21 protein-coding genes are annotated in these 21657 nt (G+C 71.8%); 8 read left to right on the top strand and 13 right to left on the bottom strand.

From position 1 onward, the window contains the following. Positions 1 to 53: 53 nt before the first annotated feature. Positions 54 to 596 (bottom strand): hypothetical protein, encoded by a 543-nt coding sequence (locus ABIA35_RS00715; protein WP_370340028.1) that lies wholly within the window; start codon positions 594 to 596, stop codon positions 54 to 56. 195 nt (positions 597 to 791) lie between these two features. Between ABIA35_RS00715 and ABIA35_RS00710 the strand changes: the two genes are divergently transcribed. Next, positions 792 to 1244 carry an Rrf2 family transcriptional regulator gene (locus tag ABIA35_RS00710; protein ID WP_370356096.1) on the top strand — a complete coding sequence of 151 codons (453 nt, stop codon included), beginning with the start codon at positions 792 to 794 and terminating at the stop codon, positions 1242 to 1244. A 10-nt stretch (positions 1245 to 1254) separates the two neighbouring features. On the opposite strand, the gene ABIA35_RS00705 is transcribed toward ABIA35_RS00710, so the two are convergent. The 4 genes from ABIA35_RS00705 to ABIA35_RS00690 form a co-directional block, all read right to left on the bottom strand. Continuing rightward, positions 1255 to 2457 carry a globin domain-containing protein gene (locus ABIA35_RS00705; protein WP_370356094.1) on the bottom strand — a complete coding sequence of 401 codons (1203 nt, stop codon included), beginning with the start codon at positions 2455 to 2457 and terminating at the stop codon, positions 1255 to 1257. A 114-nt stretch (positions 2458 to 2571) separates the two neighbouring features. Then, positions 2572 to 2844, bottom strand: coding sequence for a hypothetical protein (locus ABIA35_RS00700; RefSeq protein ID WP_370340031.1), 273 nt, complete (start codon positions 2842 to 2844; stop codon positions 2572 to 2574). Positions 2845 to 3008: 164 nt separating this feature from the next. After that, on the bottom strand, positions 3009 to 3833 hold the full coding sequence (locus ABIA35_RS00695; RefSeq protein ID WP_370356092.1) for a transglutaminase-like domain-containing protein: 825 nt from the start codon (positions 3831 to 3833) through the stop codon (positions 3009 to 3011). A 41-nt stretch (positions 3834 to 3874) separates the two neighbouring features. Continuing rightward, entirely contained in the window at positions 3875 to 4831 is a 957-nt protein-coding gene (locus tag ABIA35_RS00690) for an alpha/beta fold hydrolase (protein ID WP_370340033.1), read from the bottom strand. 780 nt (positions 4832 to 5611) lie between these two features. On the opposite strand from ABIA35_RS00690, the gene ABIA35_RS00685 reads away from it, so the two are divergent. The 5 genes from ABIA35_RS00685 to ABIA35_RS00665 are packed head-to-tail and all read left to right on the top strand — an operon-like array spanning position 5612 to position 10394. Continuing rightward, positions 5612 to 8032, top strand: coding sequence for an ATP-binding protein (locus tag ABIA35_RS00685; protein ID WP_370356090.1), 2421 nt, complete (start codon positions 5612 to 5614; stop codon positions 8030 to 8032). Next, entirely contained in the window at positions 8029 to 8460 is a 432-nt protein-coding gene (locus ABIA35_RS00680) for a roadblock/LC7 domain-containing protein (RefSeq protein WP_370340035.1), read from the top strand. The genes ABIA35_RS00685 and ABIA35_RS00680 overlap by 4 nt, the downstream gene beginning before the upstream one ends. After that, entirely contained in the window at positions 8457 to 8828 is a 372-nt protein-coding gene (locus ABIA35_RS00675) for a DUF742 domain-containing protein (protein ID WP_370340036.1), read from the top strand. Before ABIA35_RS00680 ends, ABIA35_RS00675 begins: the two co-directional genes overlap by 4 nt. Next, complete coding sequence (locus tag ABIA35_RS00670; RefSeq protein ID WP_370340037.1) at positions 8809 to 9429, top strand: ATP/GTP-binding protein; 621 nt, start codon at positions 8809 to 8811, stop codon at positions 9427 to 9429. The genes ABIA35_RS00675 and ABIA35_RS00670 overlap by 20 nt, the downstream gene beginning before the upstream one ends. Next, positions 9426 to 10394, top strand: coding sequence for a GAF domain-containing protein (locus tag ABIA35_RS00665; protein ID WP_370340038.1), 969 nt, complete (start codon positions 9426 to 9428; stop codon positions 10392 to 10394). The genes ABIA35_RS00670 and ABIA35_RS00665 overlap by 4 nt, the downstream gene beginning before the upstream one ends. A gap of 192 nt (positions 10395 to 10586) precedes the next feature. On the opposite strand, the gene ABIA35_RS00660 is transcribed toward ABIA35_RS00665, so the two are convergent. From ABIA35_RS00660 to ABIA35_RS00645, 4 genes are all read right to left on the bottom strand, one after another. Beyond that, positions 10587 to 11588: a beta-ketoacyl-ACP synthase III gene (locus ABIA35_RS00660; protein WP_370340039.1), complete on the bottom strand. Its 1002-nt coding sequence runs from the start codon at positions 11586 to 11588 to the stop codon at positions 10587 to 10589. A 180-nt stretch (positions 11589 to 11768) separates the two neighbouring features. Then, complete coding sequence (locus tag ABIA35_RS00655; RefSeq protein WP_370340040.1) at positions 11769 to 12047, bottom strand: acyl carrier protein; 279 nt, start codon at positions 12045 to 12047, stop codon at positions 11769 to 11771. Positions 12048 to 12107: 60 nt separating this feature from the next. After that, a complete protein-coding gene (locus tag ABIA35_RS00650; protein ID WP_370340041.1) occupies positions 12108 to 13658 on the bottom strand; it encodes an acyl-CoA dehydrogenase family protein in 1551 nt (516 codons plus the stop codon). 449 nt (positions 13659 to 14107) lie between these two features. Next, complete coding sequence (locus ABIA35_RS00645; RefSeq protein ID WP_370356088.1) at positions 14108 to 14821, bottom strand: hypothetical protein; 714 nt, start codon at positions 14819 to 14821, stop codon at positions 14108 to 14110. Between the two features lie 115 nt (positions 14822 to 14936). Here ABIA35_RS00645 and ABIA35_RS00640 point away from each other — a divergent pair, with 115 nt between their 5' ends. Further along, positions 14937 to 15902: a LysR family transcriptional regulator gene (locus ABIA35_RS00640; RefSeq protein WP_370356086.1), complete on the top strand. Its 966-nt coding sequence runs from the start codon at positions 14937 to 14939 to the stop codon at positions 15900 to 15902. A gap of 11 nt (positions 15903 to 15913) precedes the next feature. Here the strand turns inward: ABIA35_RS00640 and ABIA35_RS00635 are convergent, their stop codons facing one another. Genes ABIA35_RS00635 through ABIA35_RS00625 form a run of 3 tightly spaced genes read right to left on the bottom strand, consistent with a single transcriptional unit; the run spans position 15914 to position 20054 of the window. After that, positions 15914 to 17455 (bottom strand): protein kinase, encoded by a 1542-nt coding sequence (locus ABIA35_RS00635; RefSeq protein WP_370356084.1) that lies wholly within the window; start codon positions 17453 to 17455, stop codon positions 15914 to 15916. Beyond that, on the bottom strand, positions 17452 to 18099 hold the full coding sequence (locus tag ABIA35_RS00630) for a hypothetical protein (RefSeq protein WP_370356082.1): 648 nt from the start codon (positions 18097 to 18099) through the stop codon (positions 17452 to 17454). The genes ABIA35_RS00635 and ABIA35_RS00630 overlap by 4 nt, the downstream gene beginning before the upstream one ends. 59 nt (positions 18100 to 18158) lie before the next feature. Further along, the gene (locus ABIA35_RS00625; RefSeq protein ID WP_370356080.1) at positions 18159 to 20054 is read right to left on the bottom strand and encodes an N-6 DNA methylase; all 1896 of its coding nucleotides are present in this window, start codon (positions 20052 to 20054) and stop codon (positions 18159 to 18161) included. Positions 20055 to 20188: 134 nt separating this feature from the next. Between ABIA35_RS00625 and ABIA35_RS00620 the strand changes: the two genes are divergently transcribed. After that, on the top strand, positions 20189 to 20830 hold the full coding sequence (locus tag ABIA35_RS00620) for a DUF4352 domain-containing protein (protein WP_370356078.1): 642 nt from the start codon (positions 20189 to 20191) through the stop codon (positions 20828 to 20830). A 129-nt stretch (positions 20831 to 20959) separates the two neighbouring features. On the opposite strand, the gene ABIA35_RS00615 is transcribed toward ABIA35_RS00620, so the two are convergent. Next, positions 20960 to 21574, bottom strand: a complete 615-nt coding sequence (locus tag ABIA35_RS00615) for a suppressor of fused domain protein (protein ID WP_370356076.1) — start codon at positions 21572 to 21574, stop codon at positions 20960 to 20962. Positions 21575 to 21657 lie beyond the last annotated feature (83 nt).

Below are 21657 nucleotides of genomic sequence, written 5' to 3'. Positions count from 1 at the left end.
TCCTGCTGTGTCCTGCTGTGTCCTGGTGGCGTTTCGGGCGCTCACCGGTGGACCTACCGCACGGCCTGCGTGCCCCGCGCCGGCGTACCGGTCGCGACGTGCCCGGCCACCGCGGTCCGCCGCTTGGCGGCCAGCGTCCCGGTCCGTCCCAGCAGCATCGCTATGGCCATCACGACCAGGGCGTCGGTCAGCGCGTTCACGCTGATCTGGTGCTGGTACATCCACCGCCCGAGCTGCGCGGTGAACCAGTGGTTGCTGCCGTACACGAACAGCAGCCGCGCACCGATGACCACGGTCCACAGCGCCGCGTAGGGCGCCCCGGCGTGGGTGTAGATCTCGCCGCTCGCCGGGTCCCGCCGCACCTTGAGCAGCGCCGCGGCACCGAGCCCCAGCAGCAGCCCCAGGGCCGCCGCGGCCAGCTCCAGCACCAGCCCGCTCCCGGAGGTGGCCGGGTGCTTCACGTACAGCGGCACGATCACCGCGGCCACGATCGCCGGCCGCAGCAGGCGCATCACGCCGACCTTGCGCCGCCCCAGGTCGGTGCCGAGCACCGAGGCCAGAACCGCTATGTTCACGATCCACACGCTGGCGTCCATGATCTCTTCCCCTCTTCGGCCCTGCTCGTTCTCGCTGACATCTCGAGATTCGCAAGAGTCCGGTTGGAATCGCTTCCATCCGGGGGTGGAAGGCGGGTGGAACGCGGGTGGGTGGAGGAGGACCCCTTCCCTCAACGTCGCATAAAGGCGCATGGTGAATACCAAATATGCGCGGCCCCGACGTAAGCTCGCCCCATGCGCCTGATGAAGTCCACGGACCTGGCCCTGCGCCTGTTGATGCGGCTCGCCGTGGTCCCGCCGGACACCGCCCCGGACGAGCTGCCGACGACCCGCGACGTCGCCGAGGCGATGGGCGCCGCCACCACGCACATGGCCAAGGTGGTCGGGAAGCTCCAGCATCTGGGCCTGGTGCAGGCGCGCCGGGGCCGCGGCGGCGGACTGGTGCTCACCGCGGCCGGGCGCGCCGCCTCGGTCGGGGCGGTGGTGCGCACCTTCGAGGGGTCCGGCGACCTCGCCGCCTGTGTCGACGACGGGGAGCCGTGCCCGCTCAACGCCGCCTGCCGGTTGCGCAGTGCGCTGCGGGCGGCGCAGGAGGCGTTCTACGTCTCGCTCGACCAGCTCACGATCGAGGACGTGACCGCCGCGCCGACCGGACCGCTGCTGCTGTCGATCGCGATGCGGCGGTGACGCCGGCCGCTCAGGCGGCCAGCCACAGGTCGGGCCCGAAGACCTCGTAGTGGATGTCGGCGGCGGGCACCCCCGTGGCGAGCAACTGCTCCCGCACCGCGCGCATGAAGGGCAGCGGCCCGCACAGGAACGCCGCGGTCCCGGCCGGGATCTCCACGTCGGTCAGGTCCGCCAGGCCCGTGCGGCCGGCCTCGCCGGCGTCGTGCTCGTACCAGTAGTAGGTCCGGCCGCCGGCCAGCTTGGCGGCCAGTATGTCCTGGTCGGAGCGCAGCGGATGCGCCTGCGGGCTCCGGTCGGCGTGCAGGACCAGCACCGGCGCGGCGTGCTCCCGGGCCGCCAGCTCGGCCAGGATCGAGACCATCGGCGTCACGCCGATCCCCGCCGAGGCCAGCAGCAGCGGCCGCTCCAGCGCCCCGCCGGCGGCGTCCAGCACCAGGTCCCCGAACGGCGCCGAGATCCGCAGCACCTGCCCGACCCGCACGGTGTCGTGCAGGTGGTTCGACACCTCGCCGGCCGGCCCGTCCTGCGTGCCGCGCTCGCGCTTAACGCTGATCTGGCGTACCTCGGCGTCCGGGGCGGAGGTCAGGCTGTACTGCCGGATCTGGCGCGCCCCGTCCGGCAGCTCGACCTGCACCGAGACGTACTGCCCGGCCTGGAACGGCTGCGGCGTTCCGCCCCCGGCCGGCCGCAGCAGGAACGAGGCCACGTCGGCGGTCTCCTCGCGCCGGCCCACGACCTCCCAGTCCCGCCACGTGCCGCCGACCAGGTACCCGCGCTCGGTGGACAGCCGGCCCTCGATCGCGGTCAGCGCGTTGGCCATCAGCCAGTAGACCTCGTCCCAGGCCTCGGCGACGTCCGGGGTGACGGCGTCGCCGAGGACCTCGACGATGGCCGCGAACAGGTGCTGGTGCACGACCTTGTACTGCGCCGGGCTGACGCCGAGCGAGGCGTGCTTGTGCGCGATCCGCGACAGCATCGCGTCCGGCCGGGCGCCGGGCTGCTCCACCAGGTGGGTCGCGAAGGCGGCTATCGAGCCGGCCAGCGCGAGCTTCTGGGTGCCCGCGGCCTGGTTCCCGCGGTTGAACAGGTCGCGCAGGAGCTCCGGATGGGCTTCGAAGAGCCGCGCGTAGAAGCGCTCGGTGATGTCCCCGATCGCCGCGCCGACGACGGGCAGAGTGGCGCGGACGGTCGCGGTGGATTTCTCGGAAAGCACGGTGACTCCTTACGTGGTGCAGGCGCGCCGGACGCCCCGCCGGTCGGCGGATCGTCCAGCGCGCTCACGTTAACACGCATCGGAGATACCACTTTTACAGGGGTCGTGGCGGCGTCACTCCCGGCCGAGCTGCTCGGCGCTGAGCCCCAGCAGCCCCAGGGCCGCCCGGTAGTCGTCGAAGCCGGCGCCTCCGGCCAGGCCCAGGCTGATGGCGGTCCCGATGGCGTCGGCGAACCCCGCGACCGTCGACCCGTGGGCCCCGGCCATCAGCTGCACCTGCGGCGGGCGGTCGTCGGGCCGGACCACCGTCACCCGGCCGGCATACCCGCCGACCAGGACGCTGACGGTTTCCGACGAACGCTGACGCGGCAGCCTGACCTGGGCCATTGCGCGGCTCCTGGGGGTGCGGGCACCGGGGGCGAGCCCCGGCGCGGACCGGTGGAAGGGGGAAGGCTATCGGTCCGCGCGGGGAATTCGGCGGCGCGCCGGTCGAACTGGCGTGTCGGCCATCAGGGGCCTGAGAGATGCGTCACAGGGCCCTGGAAAACGCCTCAGCGCAGCAGTTCCGCCGGCACCTCGAACACCGGGTTCCGGTACAGCTCGCCGATCGCCTCGGCGTCGTCGCCCGCGCAGGCCGCCGCCAGCTCGTCCAGCAGCGCGTCGTAGTCGTCTCCGGTCCGTCCCTCGTAGGCCTCGGTCATCTGGCCCCACTCGTCCCAGGGCAGGCTCTCGACCTTGTTCAGGGCCGCGAGGTCCTTCACCGCGTTGCCGCGGATCTCGGCCGGGCCGAAGTTCTCGGTGCCGTAGACGCCGAAGGTCGCTCCGTCCACCTCGCCGCGCCGGTACATGGCCCACGCCTCAGCGCCGGTGAGGAAGTCACCGGGCTTCAGGTCCCCGGCGTTCGGCAGCGCGGTGCCGCCGAGGGTCTCGGGGTCCAGGCGGATCCAGCGCGCGCTGTCCGCCGGGCGGTATTCGATCACCCAGTGGTCGAGCGCCTGGCCGGGCTGGAAGTAGGTCGCGAACCCGCAGCGCACGCGCGCGGCGGTGCCCGCGTTCCGCAGCAGCGCGCAGGCGAGTACGGCGAAGTGCCGGCACGTCCCGACCACCCGCTCGCCGGGCTCGCGCCCCTGGCTCAGCGGCGCGGTGCCCGCCGCCATCAGCCGTTCGACGAGTGCCGCCGCCGGCCGGATCTGGTTCTCCGCAAGCCTTTCGGCGGTGATCCCCGCGGCCTTGGCGTCGTGCGGCTGGATGACCAGGCGCGAGACCGGCCGGCACAGGTCGACCGGATCTGTTGCCAGGCCTCGCAAAGCGGCCGGATCGACCGCGCGCACATCAGTGAACGGACCGGGAGAGCGGTAGTCGATGAGGTTCCCCATCTGTCCGACTCTAGAACAATTCAGCCCGACTCTGGATTGATTCAGCAGGTCAGATCCCGGACTCGCGGATCGGGCCGATCGCGTTCCAGGAAGTCCACCAACGCCGCCGTGACCTCGTCGGGTCGCTCCTGCTGGATCCAGTGTCCGGCGTCCAGGCGCACGACGCCCTTCAGATGGGGAACGACGTTCGGCAGGTCGTCGATCAGCGCCGAGGCGTGGCGGCCGAAGGCGTCGCGGGTCCCGTGAAGGAACAGCGCGGGCACCTGGATCCTCGCCCGCTGCCAGGCCGCGGTCAGCTCGTGGTTCCGCTCCAGGTTCCGGTACCAGTTGAGCGCGCCGGTGAACCCGGTCCGCTCGAACGCGGCCACGTGCGCGTCGAGGTCTGCGGGGGCCAGCCAGTCCGGAATCCCTTTGTCCGGCAGGCAATCCAGCCACCCCCCGCCCTCGGGCAGCACCGGCTCCCACGGCTCGGACCCGGATCCCAGCACGCCGCGGAACGTCGCCGCGACGTCGCGGGCCAGCTCCCGGTCGGCGGGACCCCGCTCCTGGAAGTACTGCATGTAATAGAGGTCGCCGAACCGCTCCCGCATCGCCGCCAGGAAGCTGACATCGCCGCGCGGCACATAGGGCACGCTCATCCCGACCACGCCCCGCACCCGGTCGGGCCGCATCAGCGCGGTGTTCCACGCGAGCATCGACCCCCAGTCGTGCCCGACCACCGTCGCCTGCTCGATCCGGAACGCGTCGAGCAGCCCGACCACGTCCCCCACAAGATGCAGCACCGAGTACTGCTCGACATCCCCGGGCCGGCCGGTCTCCCCGTACCCGCGCAGATCCGGCGCCAGCACGCGGTATCCGGCCGCGGCGAGATCGCGCACCTGGTGCCGCCAGGAGTACGAGTAGTTCAAGAACCCGTGCAGCAGCACGACAGCCGGCCCGGTACCGGCCTCCACGACGTTCATCCGGAGCCCGCCGACCACCAACGACCGCTTGTTCATCGGGCCACAGTAGGGCTGAAAAGACTGTGCCGGGGCGGAGACCGTGAAGGCAGGTGTATCCAGGCGCACCGCGCATGGGCGGTCTGCGCGGCGGCTAGTGGGCCCGTAGCCGAGGCGGCCGAGGAGCCTGGCGGCGGCTGAAAGCCTTCACCAAGGCGTGAATTCGCGGGCGGCGAAGGTGAGAGGTAATCACCTCCGCCGCGCCGCCTCGGTCCTTCTGCGTGGTCCAGACCAATCGGTCCCCCCTTGGGAAATCAGGGGTCTGTATAAAGGCGCCCGAATCGTCTCGTGCCGCCGTAGCGGGTTTTCCGAAGTCTTTACGTGCCGAAGCTGTCCGAACCGGCCGAACCCCGCCAGGCTGAAGCGGTCGCGTAACCGATCGCGGGTTCGCGCGTTGGTCAGGGTGTGGGTGGGAACTTGTGTACGGAGCAAGGGTCGCGCGGTGTGCCGGTCGCCGGTACGCCGCCTCGGCGGCTCTTCGGGCTCGGTGCCGTGCGGTGTCGTCGACCTCTGACATGCCCTCGCGGGCGCGGTGCGTCCGTGCGCGCGCCCGGCACCTGCGCCCCTGGCGTGAAACCCTTATCCACGCCCTCAGATATCGCCTCGCGGGCGACTCCTGATGTAATGGGTCCAGGGTCGATCATGGCACATCTTTGTCAGGTTTCTGATATGTTCTTCGAATTCGAGCCGGTATCCACTTCGTAATCGACTCAGAACGTAGGGTTGGCATATGGCTTCCGTACTAGCTCGCAGCCGCAGCCACGCCGGCGGTGACCCCCGGTGACCGCGGCGGACCGCGTCCAGGAGGCGCCGCGTCCCGGCCACGGCGCGCCCGGCCGGCACTCGGCCTACGGCGCCGAGCAGCGCCGGCCCGCCGGCCGCCGGCCGACCGCCTGGGTCGTGGCCCCCTCGGTGTGCTCGGCGGCGCTGGCGGCCGCTGCGATCTTTATCGTGGTCGACGGCGCGCACTCGGCCGGCTACCACATCAGCGGCGGCACGATGACCGCCGTCTGGGTCCTCGTCGGCCTGATCGTCGCGGTCGTCCTGGCCACCCTGGCCTTCGCCGGGCGCCCGGGCCGCGCGGCTGAGATATCCGGGATATCCGGGGCGGGCGACCCCGGGTTCCGGCCGGCGCCGCAGCCCCCGATGGCGCAGCCGCAGCCGCAGCCGCAGCCCCATCCCCAGTCGCAGCCGCAGATGCGACCGCAGCCCCACGCGGCGCCGGGCCCCGGGACGCAGCAGCAGATGCCGACCCCGCCTCCGGCGCCCCCGGCCTCCGCGCACGTCGTGGCCAACGCCACCGAGGCGGCGGCGACCCTGGCCGCGGCGACCAAGGCCTCGGTCGGCCCCACGTCCATCTCCGACGAGGGCGTGGACCTGCAGGTCATCTTCGCGCAGCTGGTGCGCCGGCTGCTCACCCTGGTGCTGCAGCAGATCAACCGGCTCGACGAGCTGGAGAACGAGGTCGAGGACCCCAAGCTCCTGAAGTCCCTGTTCGGCATCGACCACCAGGCCACCCAGGTCCGCCGCTACGGCGAGAACATCGGCGTGCTGGTCGGGGCGCTCCCGCAGCGGCAGTGGACGCACCCGGTCCCGGTCACCGTGGCCCAGCGCTCGGCGGTCTCCGAGACCCCGGACTACCCGCGCGTGCAGGTGATCCCGCGGGCCCCGGGCCGCATCCACGGCCACGCGGTCTCCGACGTCATCCACATCCTGTCGGAGCTGGTGGAGAACGCCACCAACTACTCCAACCCGACCACCAAGGTCACCGTCGGCGCGCACCGGGTGTCCGCGGGCCTGGCGATCGAGATCAACGACCACGGCATCGGCATGGAGTCCGACCAGTTCCGGCGGCTGAACACGCTGCTGCGCGACCCGTCCGGCGCGAATGTCAGGGACCTGCTTTCGCAGGGCCGCATCGGCCTGTCCGTGGTCGCCAAGATGGCCCAGCGCCACGGGATCGCCGTCGAGCTGGCGCCGAACGTCACCGGCGGCACCATGGCCCTGGTGGTCATCCCGGACGCGCTGCTGGCGCCGGAGGAGCTGCCGGCCGACAAGGGGCAGCAGCCGCGCCGCGGCGTCGACCACACGCAGCTGCCGGCCCGTCCGGCGCTGGCGTCGCTGCCGCTGCCGGACACCCTTCCGCCGGCGACCGCCCATGCCACCGGCACTGCCCACGCCAATGGCGTCGGGGCCACCGGATCGCTGTCCATGTCCGGCCCGGCCGGGTCGAGCCCGGCGGCTTCGCTCGCCCCGATCGCCCCGGTCACGCCCGCGGCCCCGAACTCGGCGGCCTCGCTGTCCCCGGTGACCGCCTCGACGCCGCCGCCGCTGCCGACCGCGTCCCCGCTCTCCTCCTCCGGCTCGCACGCGGCGCCGCTGCCGTCCCGGACGGCCATGGGCGGGTCCCCGCTGCCCACTTCGCCCGCCGCCGCGGCGCAGGAGGCTTCGCGCCAGGCCCCGCCGTCCTCGCCGCGGCCCGCGGTGCCCGCGCCGGGCCAGCCGGCCGCGCCCGGCTACGGCCGGCCGGACTACTCCCAGCCGAGCTATCAGCAGGCGGATTACTCGGCACCGGATTACTCGGCATCGGACTTCTCGGCACCGGACTACTCGCTGCCGGGCTACTCCCAGCCGAGCCACGGCCGCCAGGTCCCGGCTCCGGCTCCGGCCCCGCAGAACCAGGCCGCACAGAACCAGGCCGCACAGAAACAGGCCGCACAGAACCAGGCCCCGCAGCGCCCGGCCGAAGCGCAGTGGCCGTCCATCACCCCGCCGACGACGACCGGCGCCCCCGCGCCGTCGCAGGGCTCGTCGCTGCCGGGCCCCACCGGTTCCGTCGTGCCGTATCCGTCGGCGTCGTCGGCCTCGTCGTTCTCGCCGTCCGCCGGCCAGGCCCCCGGCACCTCCGTGCCGCCGTGGTCCCAGCCCGGCGGGCAGACCCCCGAATCGGCCTCGGGCCGGCTGTCCGACGGCCGCCCGCAGCTTCGCCGCCGCACCCCGCAGGGCCACATCTCCGCGCGCCTGATCCAGGACGAGTCGCAGGAGAGCCGGCACGGCACCGGTGCGCTGTCCCCGACGATGATGTCGGACTTCTGGCAAGGCCTTTCCTCGGGCACCGCACCGGCCGACCCCCCGGCGGCCGGGCCGGATCCTTCGCAGCACGATCGCACCACCGCGAACCGTCAGGAGTGGAACCAGTGAGCAACCAGACCGAAGAGAATCTCAGCTGGCTGATCAACCGGATGCTGCAGAGCATCCCGGCCGCCCGCAGCGTGCTGCTGATGTCGACGGACGGTTTGGTCCGCGCCTACACCACCGGTCTGAACAAGGACGAGGCCGACACCCTGGCCGCCGCCGAGAGCGGCATGTGGGGCATCGTCACGGCCATCGGCAAGACGGTCCGGGCCGGCGGGGTGCGCCAGGTCGTGGTGGAGCTCGACGGGGCGTTCCTGTGCGTCGGCGCCGCCGGCCCCGGCACCTGCATAGGGGTGCTGGCCGACCGCGAGGCCGACCCCCGGCAGATCGGGTTCGAGATGCAGCGCTGCGTCACCGCCGTGGTCCGGGAACTGGGCACGGCCCCGCGCGGCGCCGCGGACGGTGCGGTGGCAGCGGCCCGGGCCCGGTCGTGAGCCGGGGCGATCCGGATGCCTTCGTCGACTCCGCGGCCGGCCGGCTCATCCGGCCGTACGCGGTGGCCGGCGGCCGGACGGCGCCCAACGCCGACTTCCACCTGGTGACCTATGTGGTGGCCACCGGCCGCGAGCCGGGCGACCTGGGCCCGGACCACGACGACATCCTGAGCCTGTGCGACCGGCCGATCTCGGTCGCCGAGGTCTCGGCACTGTCCGGGCTCCCGCTGGCCGTCACCAAGATCCTGCTGTCCGACCTGCTCGGCTGGCGCGCCATCGACACCCGCGCGCCCGTGCCCGTCTTCGAACGGGCCCGGCCGAGCACAGACCTTCTGGAGAAGGTGCTGGATGCCCTCTACAAGCTCTGACCTCCCCGGCGGTCTCAAGCTCCTGATAGCCGGCGGCTTCGGCGTGGGCAAGACCACGCTGGTCGGGGCGGTCTCGGAGATCACGCCGCTGAAGACCGAGGCCACCATCACCGAGGCCAGCGTCGGCGTCGACGACATCGCGCTGACCGGCGGCAAGACCACCACCACGGTGGCGCTGGACTTCGGCCGGATCAGCATCGCCGACGAGTACGTGCTGTTCCTGTTCGGGATGCCCGGCCAGGAGCGGTTCTGGTTCATGTGGGACCAGCTGTGCATCGGGGCGCTCGGCGTCATCGTGCTGGTCGACACCCGCCGCATCGAGGACTCCTTCGAGGCGGTGGACTACTTCGAGCGCACCGGGATCCCGTTCCTGGTCGCCGTCAACGAGTTCGAGGGCGCGCAGTTCGCCTACACCGCCATGGAGGTGCGCGAGGCGCTCCAGCTGCGCGCCGAGGTACCGGTGGTGATGTGCGACGCCCGCTCGCGCACCTCATCCGTGAACGTCCTCATCGCGCTGGTGAAGCACCTGCAGAGCATCGACTACCGGACAGTCCGGCCTGCCGCCCCCGAGCCGGCCGCGCATGAAGGAAGCTACATATGACAGAGCGCGACGACTTCAATACCCCGGCCCTGCGGCTGGGCCAGCCGGCGCCGTCGGACGCCGCCGCGCGCGCGGCCCGGCAGCGCGAGCTGGGGCTGGCCACCACGCCGGACTCCGTGTTCGACGAGGTCGCGCGCAGGGCGGCCGAGGCCACCGGCGCCAGCGCGGCGATGGTGAACATGGTCGGCGAGGACGGCCAGTACCTGGTGGGCCTGTACGGCCGGGAACCGGCCAGCGGCGAGCCGGCCTTCCTGGGCGACCCGGGCCGGTACGTGGCCATGGAACTGGGCTTCTGCGTGCACGTCGTGGGCCGCAAGGCCGCGCTGACGCTGGACGACGTCTTCGACTTCTCCCGCTTCCGCGGCAACCCGATCGTGGACGAGCTCGGCGTGCGCAGCTACATCGGCGTGCCGCTGATGGACGAGGACGGAACGGTCATCGGCACCGTGTGCGCGATCGATCCGGCGCCCCGCAGCGAGTCCGACGGCAACTCCTGGGGCAACCACGGCCTGCAGGTGCTCAAGGCCGCGCGCGACGAGGTGCTGGCGGAGATCGGCGGCCGGCAGAAGATCATCGGCGCGCTGGAGGCCGTCGGCGGCACGGCGATGATCGCCGCGCGCCCGGGCCTGGAGGTGCTGTACGCCAACACGTTGCACGACCAGCTCTTCGGCGCGGTCGGGCTCCTCGGCACGCCGGCCCCGGAGGCGTTCCCGCACCTGGCGCCGGTCGGGATCCTGGCGGTCATCGAGAGCCTGGACCATGGCGGCGGCCCGGCGGTCACCGCCCCGATCCCGCTGAACGAGCCGGCCACCGGCACCGTGATCTTCGCCTCGGTCCCGGTCCGGGTCCCCGGCCACGACGCGGCGGTGCTCACGGTGGGGCTGCGGGACAGCGACGCCGCGATGGTGACGAGCCGGGCGGCTCAGCTCGCCGCGGAGGTCGGGGACCTGACGGACACCCTCTGAACCCTGATACCCGCCGGCAGCCCGGCTTTCCCGCCCCGATCCTGTTCGGCCCGGTCCCGTATGGCCTGACCGGGCCCGCCGCCGGCGACTGTCGGTCGGCACCGGTGACCGGGCGCCGACCACGACGCCCGACGCCCGACGCCCGACGCCCGCGGTCCGGATCCGGACGGGCCGCGGACGCGCGGGCGCCGGTCAGACCGGCTTGATGTCCGGCCAGGTGAGCGTGGCCGACCCCCAGGTCAGTCCGCCCCCGAAGGCGGTCAGCAGCAGGTTGTCGCCGGGCTGGACCGTACCCTCGGCCGCCGCGCGGGCCAGCGCCAGCGGGATCGAGGCGGCCGAGGTGTTGCCGACGCGGTCCAGGTCGACGACGGCGCGGTCGCGGTCCATCCCCAGCCGGTCGGCCACACCGTGCATGATGCGCAGGTTCGCCTGGTGCGGGACGAGCCGGTCGACGTCGGCCACCGTCCACCCGGTCTGCTCCAGGACGGACTCGCAGGAGCCGACCATGCGGCTCACCGACTCCCGGAACACCTCCCGGCCCGCCATCTTGAGGTAGGTGTCCGTCGCCGGCGCGGCCGACCCGGTGGAGCGCTGCCTGGAGCCGCCGGCCGGAACGGTGATCAGGTCGGTGCCGGAACCGTCGCTGCCCAGATCCAGCGCCTGTAACGCGCCCGGCTCCGAGGACTGTCCGGACCGCAGCAGTACCGCGCCCGCGCCGTCGCCGAAGATGACGCCCGTCGAGCGGTCGTCGGGATCCAGGATGGTGCTGAAGGTGTCCGCGCCGATCACCAGGACGCGGTCGGCGATCCCGGTGGCGATGAGCCCGGCGCCGGTGGCCAGTCCGTACAGGAACCCCGAGCAGACGGCGGCGACGTCGAAGGCCGCGGCGCCGCGCAGACCCAGGCGCGTGGCCACCGCCGGCGCGGTCGCCGGACACGGCCGGTCCGGCGTGGTCGTGGCCACCACCACGGCCTGCGGCTGATCGCCCCCGGCGGACTCCACGGCCCGGGCTCCGGCTTCCACCGCCAGATCCGAGGTCGCCTGGCCGGGTTCGATCCAGTACCGGGCCCCGATGCCTGTGCGGCTGCGGATCCACTCGTCGGAGGTGTCCAGCCGCCCTGCGAGCATGTCGTTGGTGATCGCGGACGCCGGCACGCTCGAACCCAGACCCGCCACGACCGCGGCGCCGGTCATATCCTGATCCCCCCGCGGTCGTCAACACAGAAGTCGGGGGCGGTGTCGGTCTGCCGATCGGTCCGACATCTCTTGTCCATGGGGCTCTTTCCTTGCCAGAGAGAATCCGTGAGCGGAACAGAAACGGAAAAAGGGAGACCGCGCGGCCGTCCCCCCGGCGGCCGTCGGTCTCCCCGTCCATCACGCTTCTGACATCACCGGCACGGCCTGCTTGCCGGCCGCGGCCTGGACGAAACTCACGATGCTGTCGACCGTCGTGAATCGACTGAGGTCGTCATCGGAAATCCTTATGCCCCATCGTTCCTGGGCCTTGTCCGCGATCTCGAACATCGCGAGCGAGTCGATTCCGAGTTCGCCGGACAGGTCGCTGTCCGCGGCGATGTCGCCGACGGACAATTCGTCGACGGAGCTTTCGATGATGCCACGCAGTGTGTCGAGGACATGCTGATACTGCTCCATAGGGGGATCTCCTTTATGGATGGGTGGCATTCGGCCCGTACCGGGATCGGTACGGAAGCTCTATTCGGCATGGCGCTGCAGGAATGCGTCGAGAGTGCGCCGTTCGCCACCGTGGCTTTGCTGCGTGTCGCCGATCGCCCCCACGTATTTGGCGATGTGCATGGCCAGGGCGTCGGCGGACAATGCCAAAGCGGGCTGAACCTCGCTCCGTGCGGAGACCAGACGCTGTTCGAGCTTCTGGGCGGCCCAATAAGCCGCGTAGACATCCAGGTCTGTGCGGCTGTTCTCGGCCGTCTCGGCGATCGCCGCGGCCGTGATTCCCCAGCACGCCACATCGCCGACGGCGCGTGCGAGCACATGGCTCTGCTGCGGCGTGAGGCCGGTCCCGGCCCGCTCGACCAGATCATGCAGGCCGGCTTTGAGATCGCTGCCCATCCGCGTTGTGCCGAAGCTCTTCACCATCGTGGTGTGGAAGGAATCCAGATCCCGCAGGATGCGGGTTCCGATGAAGACCGACATGGCCTCGGTGGCGCCCTCGAAAATGCGCAGCACCCGGAAATCGCGGAAGTACTTCCCGACGATGTCGGTGTCGACGAAGCCCCGCGCTCCCATCAGCTGCACACACTGGTCGACGACCTGGCCGGCCAGCTCACAACCGATGATCTTGCAGGCGAAGAAGAACTCGTCGGGCACCGGCCCGCCGTGGTCCAACCGGTCGGCCACCGAGAACACGAGCGCCTCCACGGTGCGCGCGGCCGCGGCGCAGTCCGCGAGGACCTTCTGTGTCACGCCGTTGTCGAGCAGCCGGCCGGTGGCCACGCTCCGACGGCTCGCGAACCGTTCGGCGATCTGGACGCACCGCTGCATCGCGCCGGTGCCGCAGGCGGCGAGGAAGGCGCGCCCGGTCCGGAAGGAGTTCTGGGCCACCGCGGCGCCGCCGCCCTCCGGGCCCAGGACCGCGGAGGCGGGCACGCGCATGTTCTCCAGGGCTATGTGGTCCTGCGGGATGGCTCTGAGACCAATGGTCATGGCCTCGCTGCGGGGCCGGAACCCGGGTGTGGACGTGGGAAGGAGGAAGGCGGTGATCCCCTTCTTGCGGCCGTTGGGCTCCTGGAGTCTGGCCAGCACGGTGATGTACGTCGAGGCCGCGCCGAGGCTGATCCAGGACTTGTCGCCGTTGATGATGAAGCTCCGGTCGGCCTGCCGCACCGCCGTGGCGGTCATCCCGCGCACCACGTTCGACCCCATCCCCGGTTCGCTGGTGGCGACCGTGGTCAGACCGCGTCCCGTGGCCAGGACGGGCAGGACGCGCTGCTTCGTCTCCTCGTCGGCGAAGTCCCGGATGGGCGGTATCCCGAGGGAGTTGTGGACGACCAGCAGCACGGCGAGGTTGGGATCGATCGCGGCGGCCTGCCGGATCACCCGGAACGTGTCGGTGTAGGAGAGCTCCTGCCCTCCGTACTTCCGGTCGACCCGAAGTCCGAGCAGGCCCTCGGCGCCGAAATGGGATACCAGGGACGGCGGCAGGGAACGGCGCTCGTCCATGAGCCACGAGTCCAGACGACTGTCAGAGTACTGACGGAGAAACTCAATCATCCCGTCGGCCGTCATGGCGTTCCTCTCCCATATGAATCACTGCTCGTGGTGGATGTCGGAGTCAGTATTCATATCGGTAGGGGGTTTGAACGTTTCACAACCTGTTGTTCTCGTCCGGTCATTATCTCACCCGAGGAGCTTAGAAGACCGCTTACGCGCGTGGCAAGACCGCGGCGGCGCCAAGATCGAAGCGAGGCTTGATCGTGGCTTGAGGTTCACTGAGTCCACGTCGAACAAGATGGTCGCGTTCATCGCCCCCGTCAACAACAGAGCCCGGTTCGGCTGCATGACGCCGAAACCGGGCTGCGGGGCGGGTGAGGTGACTGAGAGTAGTGTGGACAGAATGTTCGAATACTGTTACGGGGTCCGACGAATCCGCTGCTGGAACTGGGTTTGTGTAAGGACCCGTTGATGTCGTGCGCGTTTTCGTGAAATCCGCCACAACATATTTCCGCCGTACGAGGTCAGGAGTTGTGCTCGACCAGATTGCGGAGGTCGCGCATGACCTTACCCATCACGTCCGGACCGGTGCCGAACACCATCTTCTGGCCGTCGTTCTTGGGGTAGTAGGAGATGCTGCCCATGGTGGTGGACGTCATCCACTCGCAGGCCGTCGACTCGGCGGCCAGTGCCCCGGCCTGGCCCAGCACCGAGGAGCAGCCGGCGGTGCCGCCGTGCGGGCCCGGGTCGGTCCGCACGCTGTTCGTCGTGAAGCGGTCGCCGGCGCCGTCGTCGGTGGTGGACGGCATCTTCTCGAACTTCGCGGTGAGCTTGGCCGGGTCGAAGCCGGAGCCGTTGTAGCCCGCGAAGATGAGGTAGACGTCGTGGGTGGGGTCGTCGTAGACGGCGATGACCTGCGCGCTTCCGGTGACGCCGAGCTGCGCGCTGCTGTCGGCGAGTTCGGACTGGATCTTCGCCAGATTCGAGGCCTGCGGCTGGATCTGGGCGAAGCCGAAGACCGAGCTCGGGGCGGACAGGGTCCAGCCGCCGCCCGCAGGATCGCCGCTTGCGGAAGCGCCGCCGCCTGCGGAAGCGCCGCCGCCGGCGGGCGCCGTGCCGATCGTGGCCGGCAGCTGAGTGGTCGTCGCCTGGCCTATACCGGACAACGGATTGGAGCCGGCCCCGATACTCCCCGATGAACCGCCGCATCCTGCCAGCGCGAGGGAACTTATGCCCATGATCCCGACGAACGGGATAAATGTCATCCGCGTCATAGGCGTCAGACTCGCATAGCGGCACCGCGACCGGCACCGAGATTTGCTAAGGCCCATATGTAGCGGCGCTAATGGGTCCATGGACTTGGACCCGCGCCGGCTGCTCCTGCTCCAGGCGATATCGCAGACGGACAGCCTGGCCCAGGCCGCGCGCCGGCTCGGCCACACGCCCTCGGCGGTGTCGCAGCAACTGGCGAAACTGGAGCGGGAAGCCGGCGTCGCGTTGGTGGACCGCGGCGCGGGCCGGCTGGAACTGACCGAGGCCGGCCGCATCCTGGCCCGCGCCGGCGGCCGCATCGGCGACTCGCTGGCCGATGCCGAACGCGAACTGACGGCGCTGACCACCACCGTCACCGGGCCGGTGACGATAGCCGTGCCGCCGGGCGGCACCGTGCTGGTGGCCGCGGGCGCGGTGACCCTGCTCGCCGGACGCCATCCCGAGCTGGCGCCCACGGTGGTCGAGGTGGAGCAGGACGAGGGACTCAGGATGCTGCGATGCGGGAGTCTGGACCTCATGCTCGTCTCGGACGACCGCGACACCGCCGTTCCCCTGCCGCCGGGCTACGTGTCCCGCGTCCTGGTCGAGGACGACTACCGGATCGCGATCCCCGCGTCCTGGGACGTCCCGGCGACCCCGGCCGACCTGTCCGGCAAGCCCTGGATCGGCGCCCCACCGACCTCGGCCCGCGGCCGCTGCTTCCGCCGCCTGGCAGAACTGCACGGCATCGTGCCCTCCCGAGAACACTTGGCCTTCACCCCCAGCACCCTGGAGACGATGGCGGCAGCCGGCCTGGGCGCCGCGATCGCGCCCCGCTTCCACGCCGACTGGCTCCGGAAGTGCACGGTGCTCGACCTGCCGGTCCCGGGCTCCTTCATCGCCCGCGCCATCCACCGCGCGACCCCGGCCGCCGAGGCGGTCGGCATCGCGATCGCGGAGTGCGCCCTCATGCGGGGCGAGGAGTTGGTGGAGTCGGGGGTCCACAAGCGGGACATCCACATCCGGAGGCTTCAGGATCCGGGGATGCCGCAGCGGCGCGATCGGTAGCGGTTCAGGCCTTACCGCCGCCCGACCCACCCGCCGATCTGCTGCAGCACGCCCCGCAAAGCCACGTTGTCAGGATGCTGAACCCCCAGATCCATCTCCCGGTCCCGCAGCACTCCCGCCAGCACCGGCCACGCTTGTTGCGGCTGGCCGGTGGCGACCAGCAGCCGCCCGATCCGCTCGCGCATCGCCAGCGCCTTGCGCGCGTCGTGGGCCGGGAGGGCCAGGTAGGGCGGCAGGACCGCCTGATACTCGGCCAGGGCGCCGGTCACGTCGCCGGTCTGCTCGCGGCACTGCGCCGCCTGGTAGCGGAAGCCGAGGGCCTCGTCGCTGGCCGCTCCGTGATCGGCGGCGGCGGTGCGGGCCAGGCGGTCGAACTCGGTCAGGGCGGCGGCGGGCTGGCCGTCGAGCATCAGGATCCTGGCGTACTGCTTACGCAGGGTCCGCACCACCGGGCCGTGGGGGTCGTGCTCGCGTTGGGCGAAGGCCAGCGCCGAGCCCAGGATCTGCACGGCCGGGGCGTAGCTGCCCTCGCCGACGAGTCGTTCGGCCTCGGCCAGGGACGTCGCCAGGTCGATCTCGGGGCCGTCGCGGTCGGCGGCCGGCAGGGGCCGGCCCGGGGCGCGGGCGGCCGGGCCCGGCGGCGGGGCCAGCGGGGAGTGGAACGGGCGGAAGGGGTCGAAGGGCTGATCCGCCGCGTCGGCCGGAGCCTTCGGCAGCAGTGCGACCAGCCGGTGGTACACCTCATGCGCCGCGGCCGGGCGGGCTTGCGGCTGCTTGGCCAGCAGTTCCAGGATCAGCGCCTCGAGCGCCGGCGGGACGTCGGGCCGCAGCGTGCGCACCGGCGTCGGTGCTTCGGTGAGGTGCTTGGCGAACAGCGCGTAGGGCGTCGGGGCGTGGAAGACCGGGTGGCCGGTGAGCACCTCGTGCAGCACGCAGCCCAGCGCGTACAGGTCGCTCGGCGGTCCGGCCAGGCCGGAGGACGCCTGCTCCGGCGCCATGTAGCCGGGACTGCCGAGGGATTCGCCGGTGCGGGTCAGCTTGCTCAGATCCGGGTCGAAGACCGCCGCGATGCCCAGGTCCAGCAGCACGGCCGTCCCGTCGGGACGCAGCATCACGTTGCCCGGCTTCAGATCCCGGTGCACCACCGGGATCGCGTGGACCGCCGCCAGCACCGTCGCGATCTGCGCGCCCAGCGCCGCCGCCTGCGGCCACGGCACGCCGTCGTGCTCGGCGACGAAGTCGGCCAGGCTCACGCCGTCGATGCGCTGCATCACCAGGTACAGCTCGCCGCCGTCCGGGTCCCCGTCGACCCCGGCGTCGTGGATGGTGACCACGCCCGGGTGGTCGATCCGGGCCAGCGCCCGGCATTCGCGGGAGAACCGCTTGGCCAGCATCGCCCGGTCCGGGTGGAACGCGGCGCCGGTCACGATGAGCTTCACGGCGACGTGCCGGTCCAGGCGCTCGTCGTAGGCCCGCCACACCTCGCCCATGCCGCCCCGGCCGAGCGGCACGTCCAGGCGGTAGCGGCCGGCGATCACCCGGCCCCGCGTCACCGGGCTTCCTCGCCGCCGAGGAAGCCTCGCAGCTCCCTGAGTTCGGCCTGGATCTCCGCCGCCATGTCCTGCGCCGCCATGTCGTGCGCGGCCGCCGCCGGCACCAGTGGGACGGCCGGTGCTGCGACGGGGGCTGAGAGGGGGCCGGGGCCCGGGGCATTGACGGGATAGAAAGCGGGCGCGGTCGCGGCCATCGGATTCGGATTCGGGTTCGGGTTCGGGTTCGGATACGGCAGCGTCTGCGACCACGCGGCGCCGTATCCGCCATACGCCACCGGCCGCCGCACCGGCTTGGGCAGGCCGGGACCGCACCCGCGCCAGGCGTACACGGTCGCCGCGATGAAGAACGCGACGCAGTAGAACCCCGCGCCGGTCCCCGCGTCCCCCGCGGATCCGTGGCCGTTGGCGGGCACCGTGGCCACCAGCACGCACTCGCCGACCGTCCCGGCCACGTTCGCCGCCAGCCACCCCCACGCCTTCGTGGTCCGCCGCCGCCGCGCGATGTGCAGCGCCGGCACCCAGGCCGCCAATCCGAGCGTCCCGAACGGGATCACCGTCCACAGCACGCGGATGGCGAGCGACCCGGCTCGCGCGGCCGCGGACGGCGGCGAGTAGGGGGTCGGCGACTGGTGCGGAGCGCTCATAGTGCGCTCAGATTACTGAGGTTGCCAGCGCCGGACCAGCGGTGTGAACACCGCCGGTCTCAGGACTTCCCCTCGCCGGCCGACGGCGCCACGGTGCCGTCGGCGAGCGCGTCGGTGATGCCCTGGACGAGCCGTTCGCCGGTGTCGGCCGCCTGCCGCAGCGCGTCGCTGAACTCCGCGATCCTGCGGAACGCCTCGGCGTATCCGCGTTGCCGTTCCAGCGGAAGCCGCGGCAGCGGCGCCTTGCGCAGGTCCATGCGGCTGCTGGTCGAGGCGTGGCTCACCGCCTGCCGGGTGACGGTGTCGCTGCGCAGGTATCCGGCGACGAACCACGGATCCAGCCGCGCCGGATCGGTGCGGATCACCGACGCCCCGCGCCCCGGAAGGGCGCCGATCGCCGGATCGCCCTCGGCGACGACCCGGGCCTGCCCGAGCGCGCCGCCCAGGACCGGCACCAGGATGTCGCCCGCCGCGATCTCGGCGTCGCCGGCGATGGTCAGCGCTCCGGCCCGGGCCAGGTCGCCGAGCGTGGTCGACGGCCAGACCGTCGCGGGCTCCGCCTCCGTCCCGAGCGGCGGCAGCATGTCGGCCAGCCGCGCCAGGATCTCCTGTGTGGCCGTGCGGTATTCCAGTAGGCGGCCGTAGCCCAGGCCGGTGTCGGGGCGCGGGACGTGCCGGCCGGGGCTCAGGTCGACCGCGTCGTCGAGCAGATCGATGACGGGCAGCGCGACACCGAGCCCTGATTCCCCCTGGAAGGCCTCGGGATCGCGGTCGAACGCCCGCCACGCGGCCAGGATCCGTTCGGCGGCCGCCTCCGAGGGCACGCGCTCGGCGCGCCCGGAACGGTCGGCGTCGCTCTGGTCGATGAACAGGACGCGGCTCGGCGCCGGGTCGGCGAGCCCGGGGCGTCGCAGAACCCAGAGATGCAGCGAGAGCCCGTACGGGGCCGCGCTCCCCGCGGGCAGCCCCACGACGGCCCGCAGCGCGCCGCGCCGCAGCAACTCGGCGCGGACCCGGCGCCCCGGCCGCCGCGCGGCCACCGCCGGCGGCAGCAGGATCGCGGCCGTCCCGCCGGCCCGCAGCCGGGCCACCGCGTGCTGCACCCAGGCCAGCTCGGCCTCGGCGCGCGGCGGCATGCCGTACTCCCAGCGCGGGTCGTAGGCGAGTTCGTCGTAGCCCCAGTCCCGTTGGGCCGAGGGCGGTTGGCAGAGCACCGCGTCGGCTTGGAGGGCCGGATGGGCCTCGGCGAGCAGGGCGTCGCCGGGCCGGACATCCACGGTGCGGGCGCTGCCGGCGGCCGCGACCGCGAGCCGGGCCTGGGCCAGCGGGGCGAGCTCGGCGTCGGCGGTCTGGCCGACGAGCGACCCGGCCCCGGCGGCGGCAGCGGCGAGCAGAAGCGTTCCCACGCCGCACGAGGGATCGTGGACGACGGCCTCCTGCGCGCGCTCCCGGGGCATCGCGATCGCGGCCATCAGGGCTGCCAGCGCCGGAGTCGCCGTACCCGTGTCGCGGTCGCGTGCGTAGACGTCGAGGTAGCGCGCCAGAAGCTCTTCGAAGACCTCGCCCCGACCGGTGCCGCCGGCGATCGCAAGGGCCTGATCCAGCAGTTCGGAGCCGCCCGGGGCTTCGTCTGGGTTGTCGTCTGGGCCGTTTCCAGAGGCCAGAGCCATACCCAAAGCCGCGAGCGCTGCGGCCGTAGCCGCCTCGCCCCCGCCCCCGCTGCCGGCACCGTCCACGGCCCGCCACAGCTGTTCGCCGGCCGGGATCTCGGCGAGCTTGCCCTCGGCCCGCAGCCACCGCTCGACCTCGGCCAGCGAGAACGTGGGGCTGGTGTCGCTGCCGCCGACGGGCGCGGGGAAGCCGGAGTGCCGGCGCCGCCAGTTGCTCACGGCGGCGCGGCCGACGCCGGCGAGGCGGGCGATCTGGGCGGCGGTGACTTCGGTCTGCTCCGTCATGGCCGCAGCCTACCCAGCATGTGTTCACAAGCGCCAGCCATCGACACCGAGAAGTTGTCTGTTGACAGTGTTCACAGCAATATGGTTCGCTCTCTCAGGACACGAACGAAGCCAACGAATTCAGGAGTACACAGATGAGCCGTGAACACTTCTCCCCGGCCCGCGGCACGGTTCGGACCGGCCTCGGCGTGATCGCTCTGACCGCGGCGCTGGCCATGGCGACCACGGGATGCCAGAGCACGACGAAGGCGTCGGTGGTGGGCCAGGACCCGACGACCTCCGCGGCCGCCGCCGTCGGCGCGCCCGGCGCGGCTTCCTCAAGCTCGGCCTCCGCGCCGGCGAAGCCCGCCACCAGCAGCGCGAAGTCCTCGGCGCCGGCCGCGAGCGGCACCTTCAAGGTGGGCCAGCAGGTGAAGGTGGGCTCGTACACCGTGACCGTCCACAAGGTCACCTATCCGTACACCAGCGACATGGACCAGCCGGACGCCGGCAAGGCCTACGTCCTGCTCGACGTCGAGGTGGCCAACAACAGCGGCTCCTCGCAGGCCTTCTCCAGCCTGATGCAGTTCGGCCTGAAGGACTCCACCAACGCCGGCTACACCGAGACCATCGTGGTCGGCGCCGACGGCAACCCTCCGGACGGGAACATCTCGGCCGGACAATCGATGCGCGGCCCGGTCGCCTTCGAGGTCCCGGCCGGTGCCAAGGGCCTGCAGCTCAGCTTCGTGTCCGACCTCATCAACGGCGACAAGACCTATATAGATCTCGGCAAGTAGTACAGATCTTGGCAAGTAGTACAGATCTCGGCAAGCAGTACAGATCTCGGCAAGCAGTCCGCCGAACGCGACGGCCCCCGCTCGGATGTCCGAGCGGGGGCCGTCGCTGTCTGTCAGGCGTGACAGGGGTCAGGTGTGCGCGGCGGACGGCGCTGTGAACACGTTCCTGGACTCGATCAGGGTGCCCGCGAAGGTCATCGGCGGCACGGTCGCGGCGGCGGCGCGCTCCTCCTGGGTGATCGGCACGACCGTTATCACGCGCACCGGGCCCTCGCAGGTGTCGAGGAAATCGGGCGTGTCCGCCAGCAGGGGCCCGGCCAGGAACACCGCCGAACACCCGGGGAACGTCGGGAAGTCCTGCTCGAACCCGACGATCTGCGCCCAGCTCACCGCCCGGCCGGTCTTCCACGGGTACACGGCCAGGTTCGCCAGCTGCATCGCGATCTGCTGCTCGTCCTCCGGCGCCAGCATCCCGGCGCGGGACAGCCACAGTTCGGCGCGGCCGCCCTCCGTGTTCTCCGCACCATCCGCGCCCTCCGCGCCGTCGGCCGCCGGCATCGGCCCGGTGGACATCCCGACCGTCACGAACGTGGTGAGTCCGGCCGGGTCGGCGGGCCGGTAGACGAAGACGTCGAGCCGCGCGACCGGGCCCGGACCGTCGTCGAACGTGATCGAGGCGGCGGCGTCGCCGCGCCGTTCCATCAGGTTTCGGAAGACGTCGCGCAGGACCGGGGGTGCAGACATGCAGCGAACCTACACCCGGCCCCATCTACGAGCTCTTATATGCACATCATCAGGTTATTGCAAGAGCTCATCTCTTTTGTAAC

It is taken from the genome of Catenulispora sp. MAP12-49 (assembly GCF_041262705.1).
GTDB lineage: Bacteria > Actinomycetota > Actinomycetes > Streptomycetales > Catenulisporaceae > Catenulispora.
The sequence above is the reverse complement of the archived record's forward strand: the minus strand, read 5'-3'. Positions and strand labels throughout refer to the sequence as shown.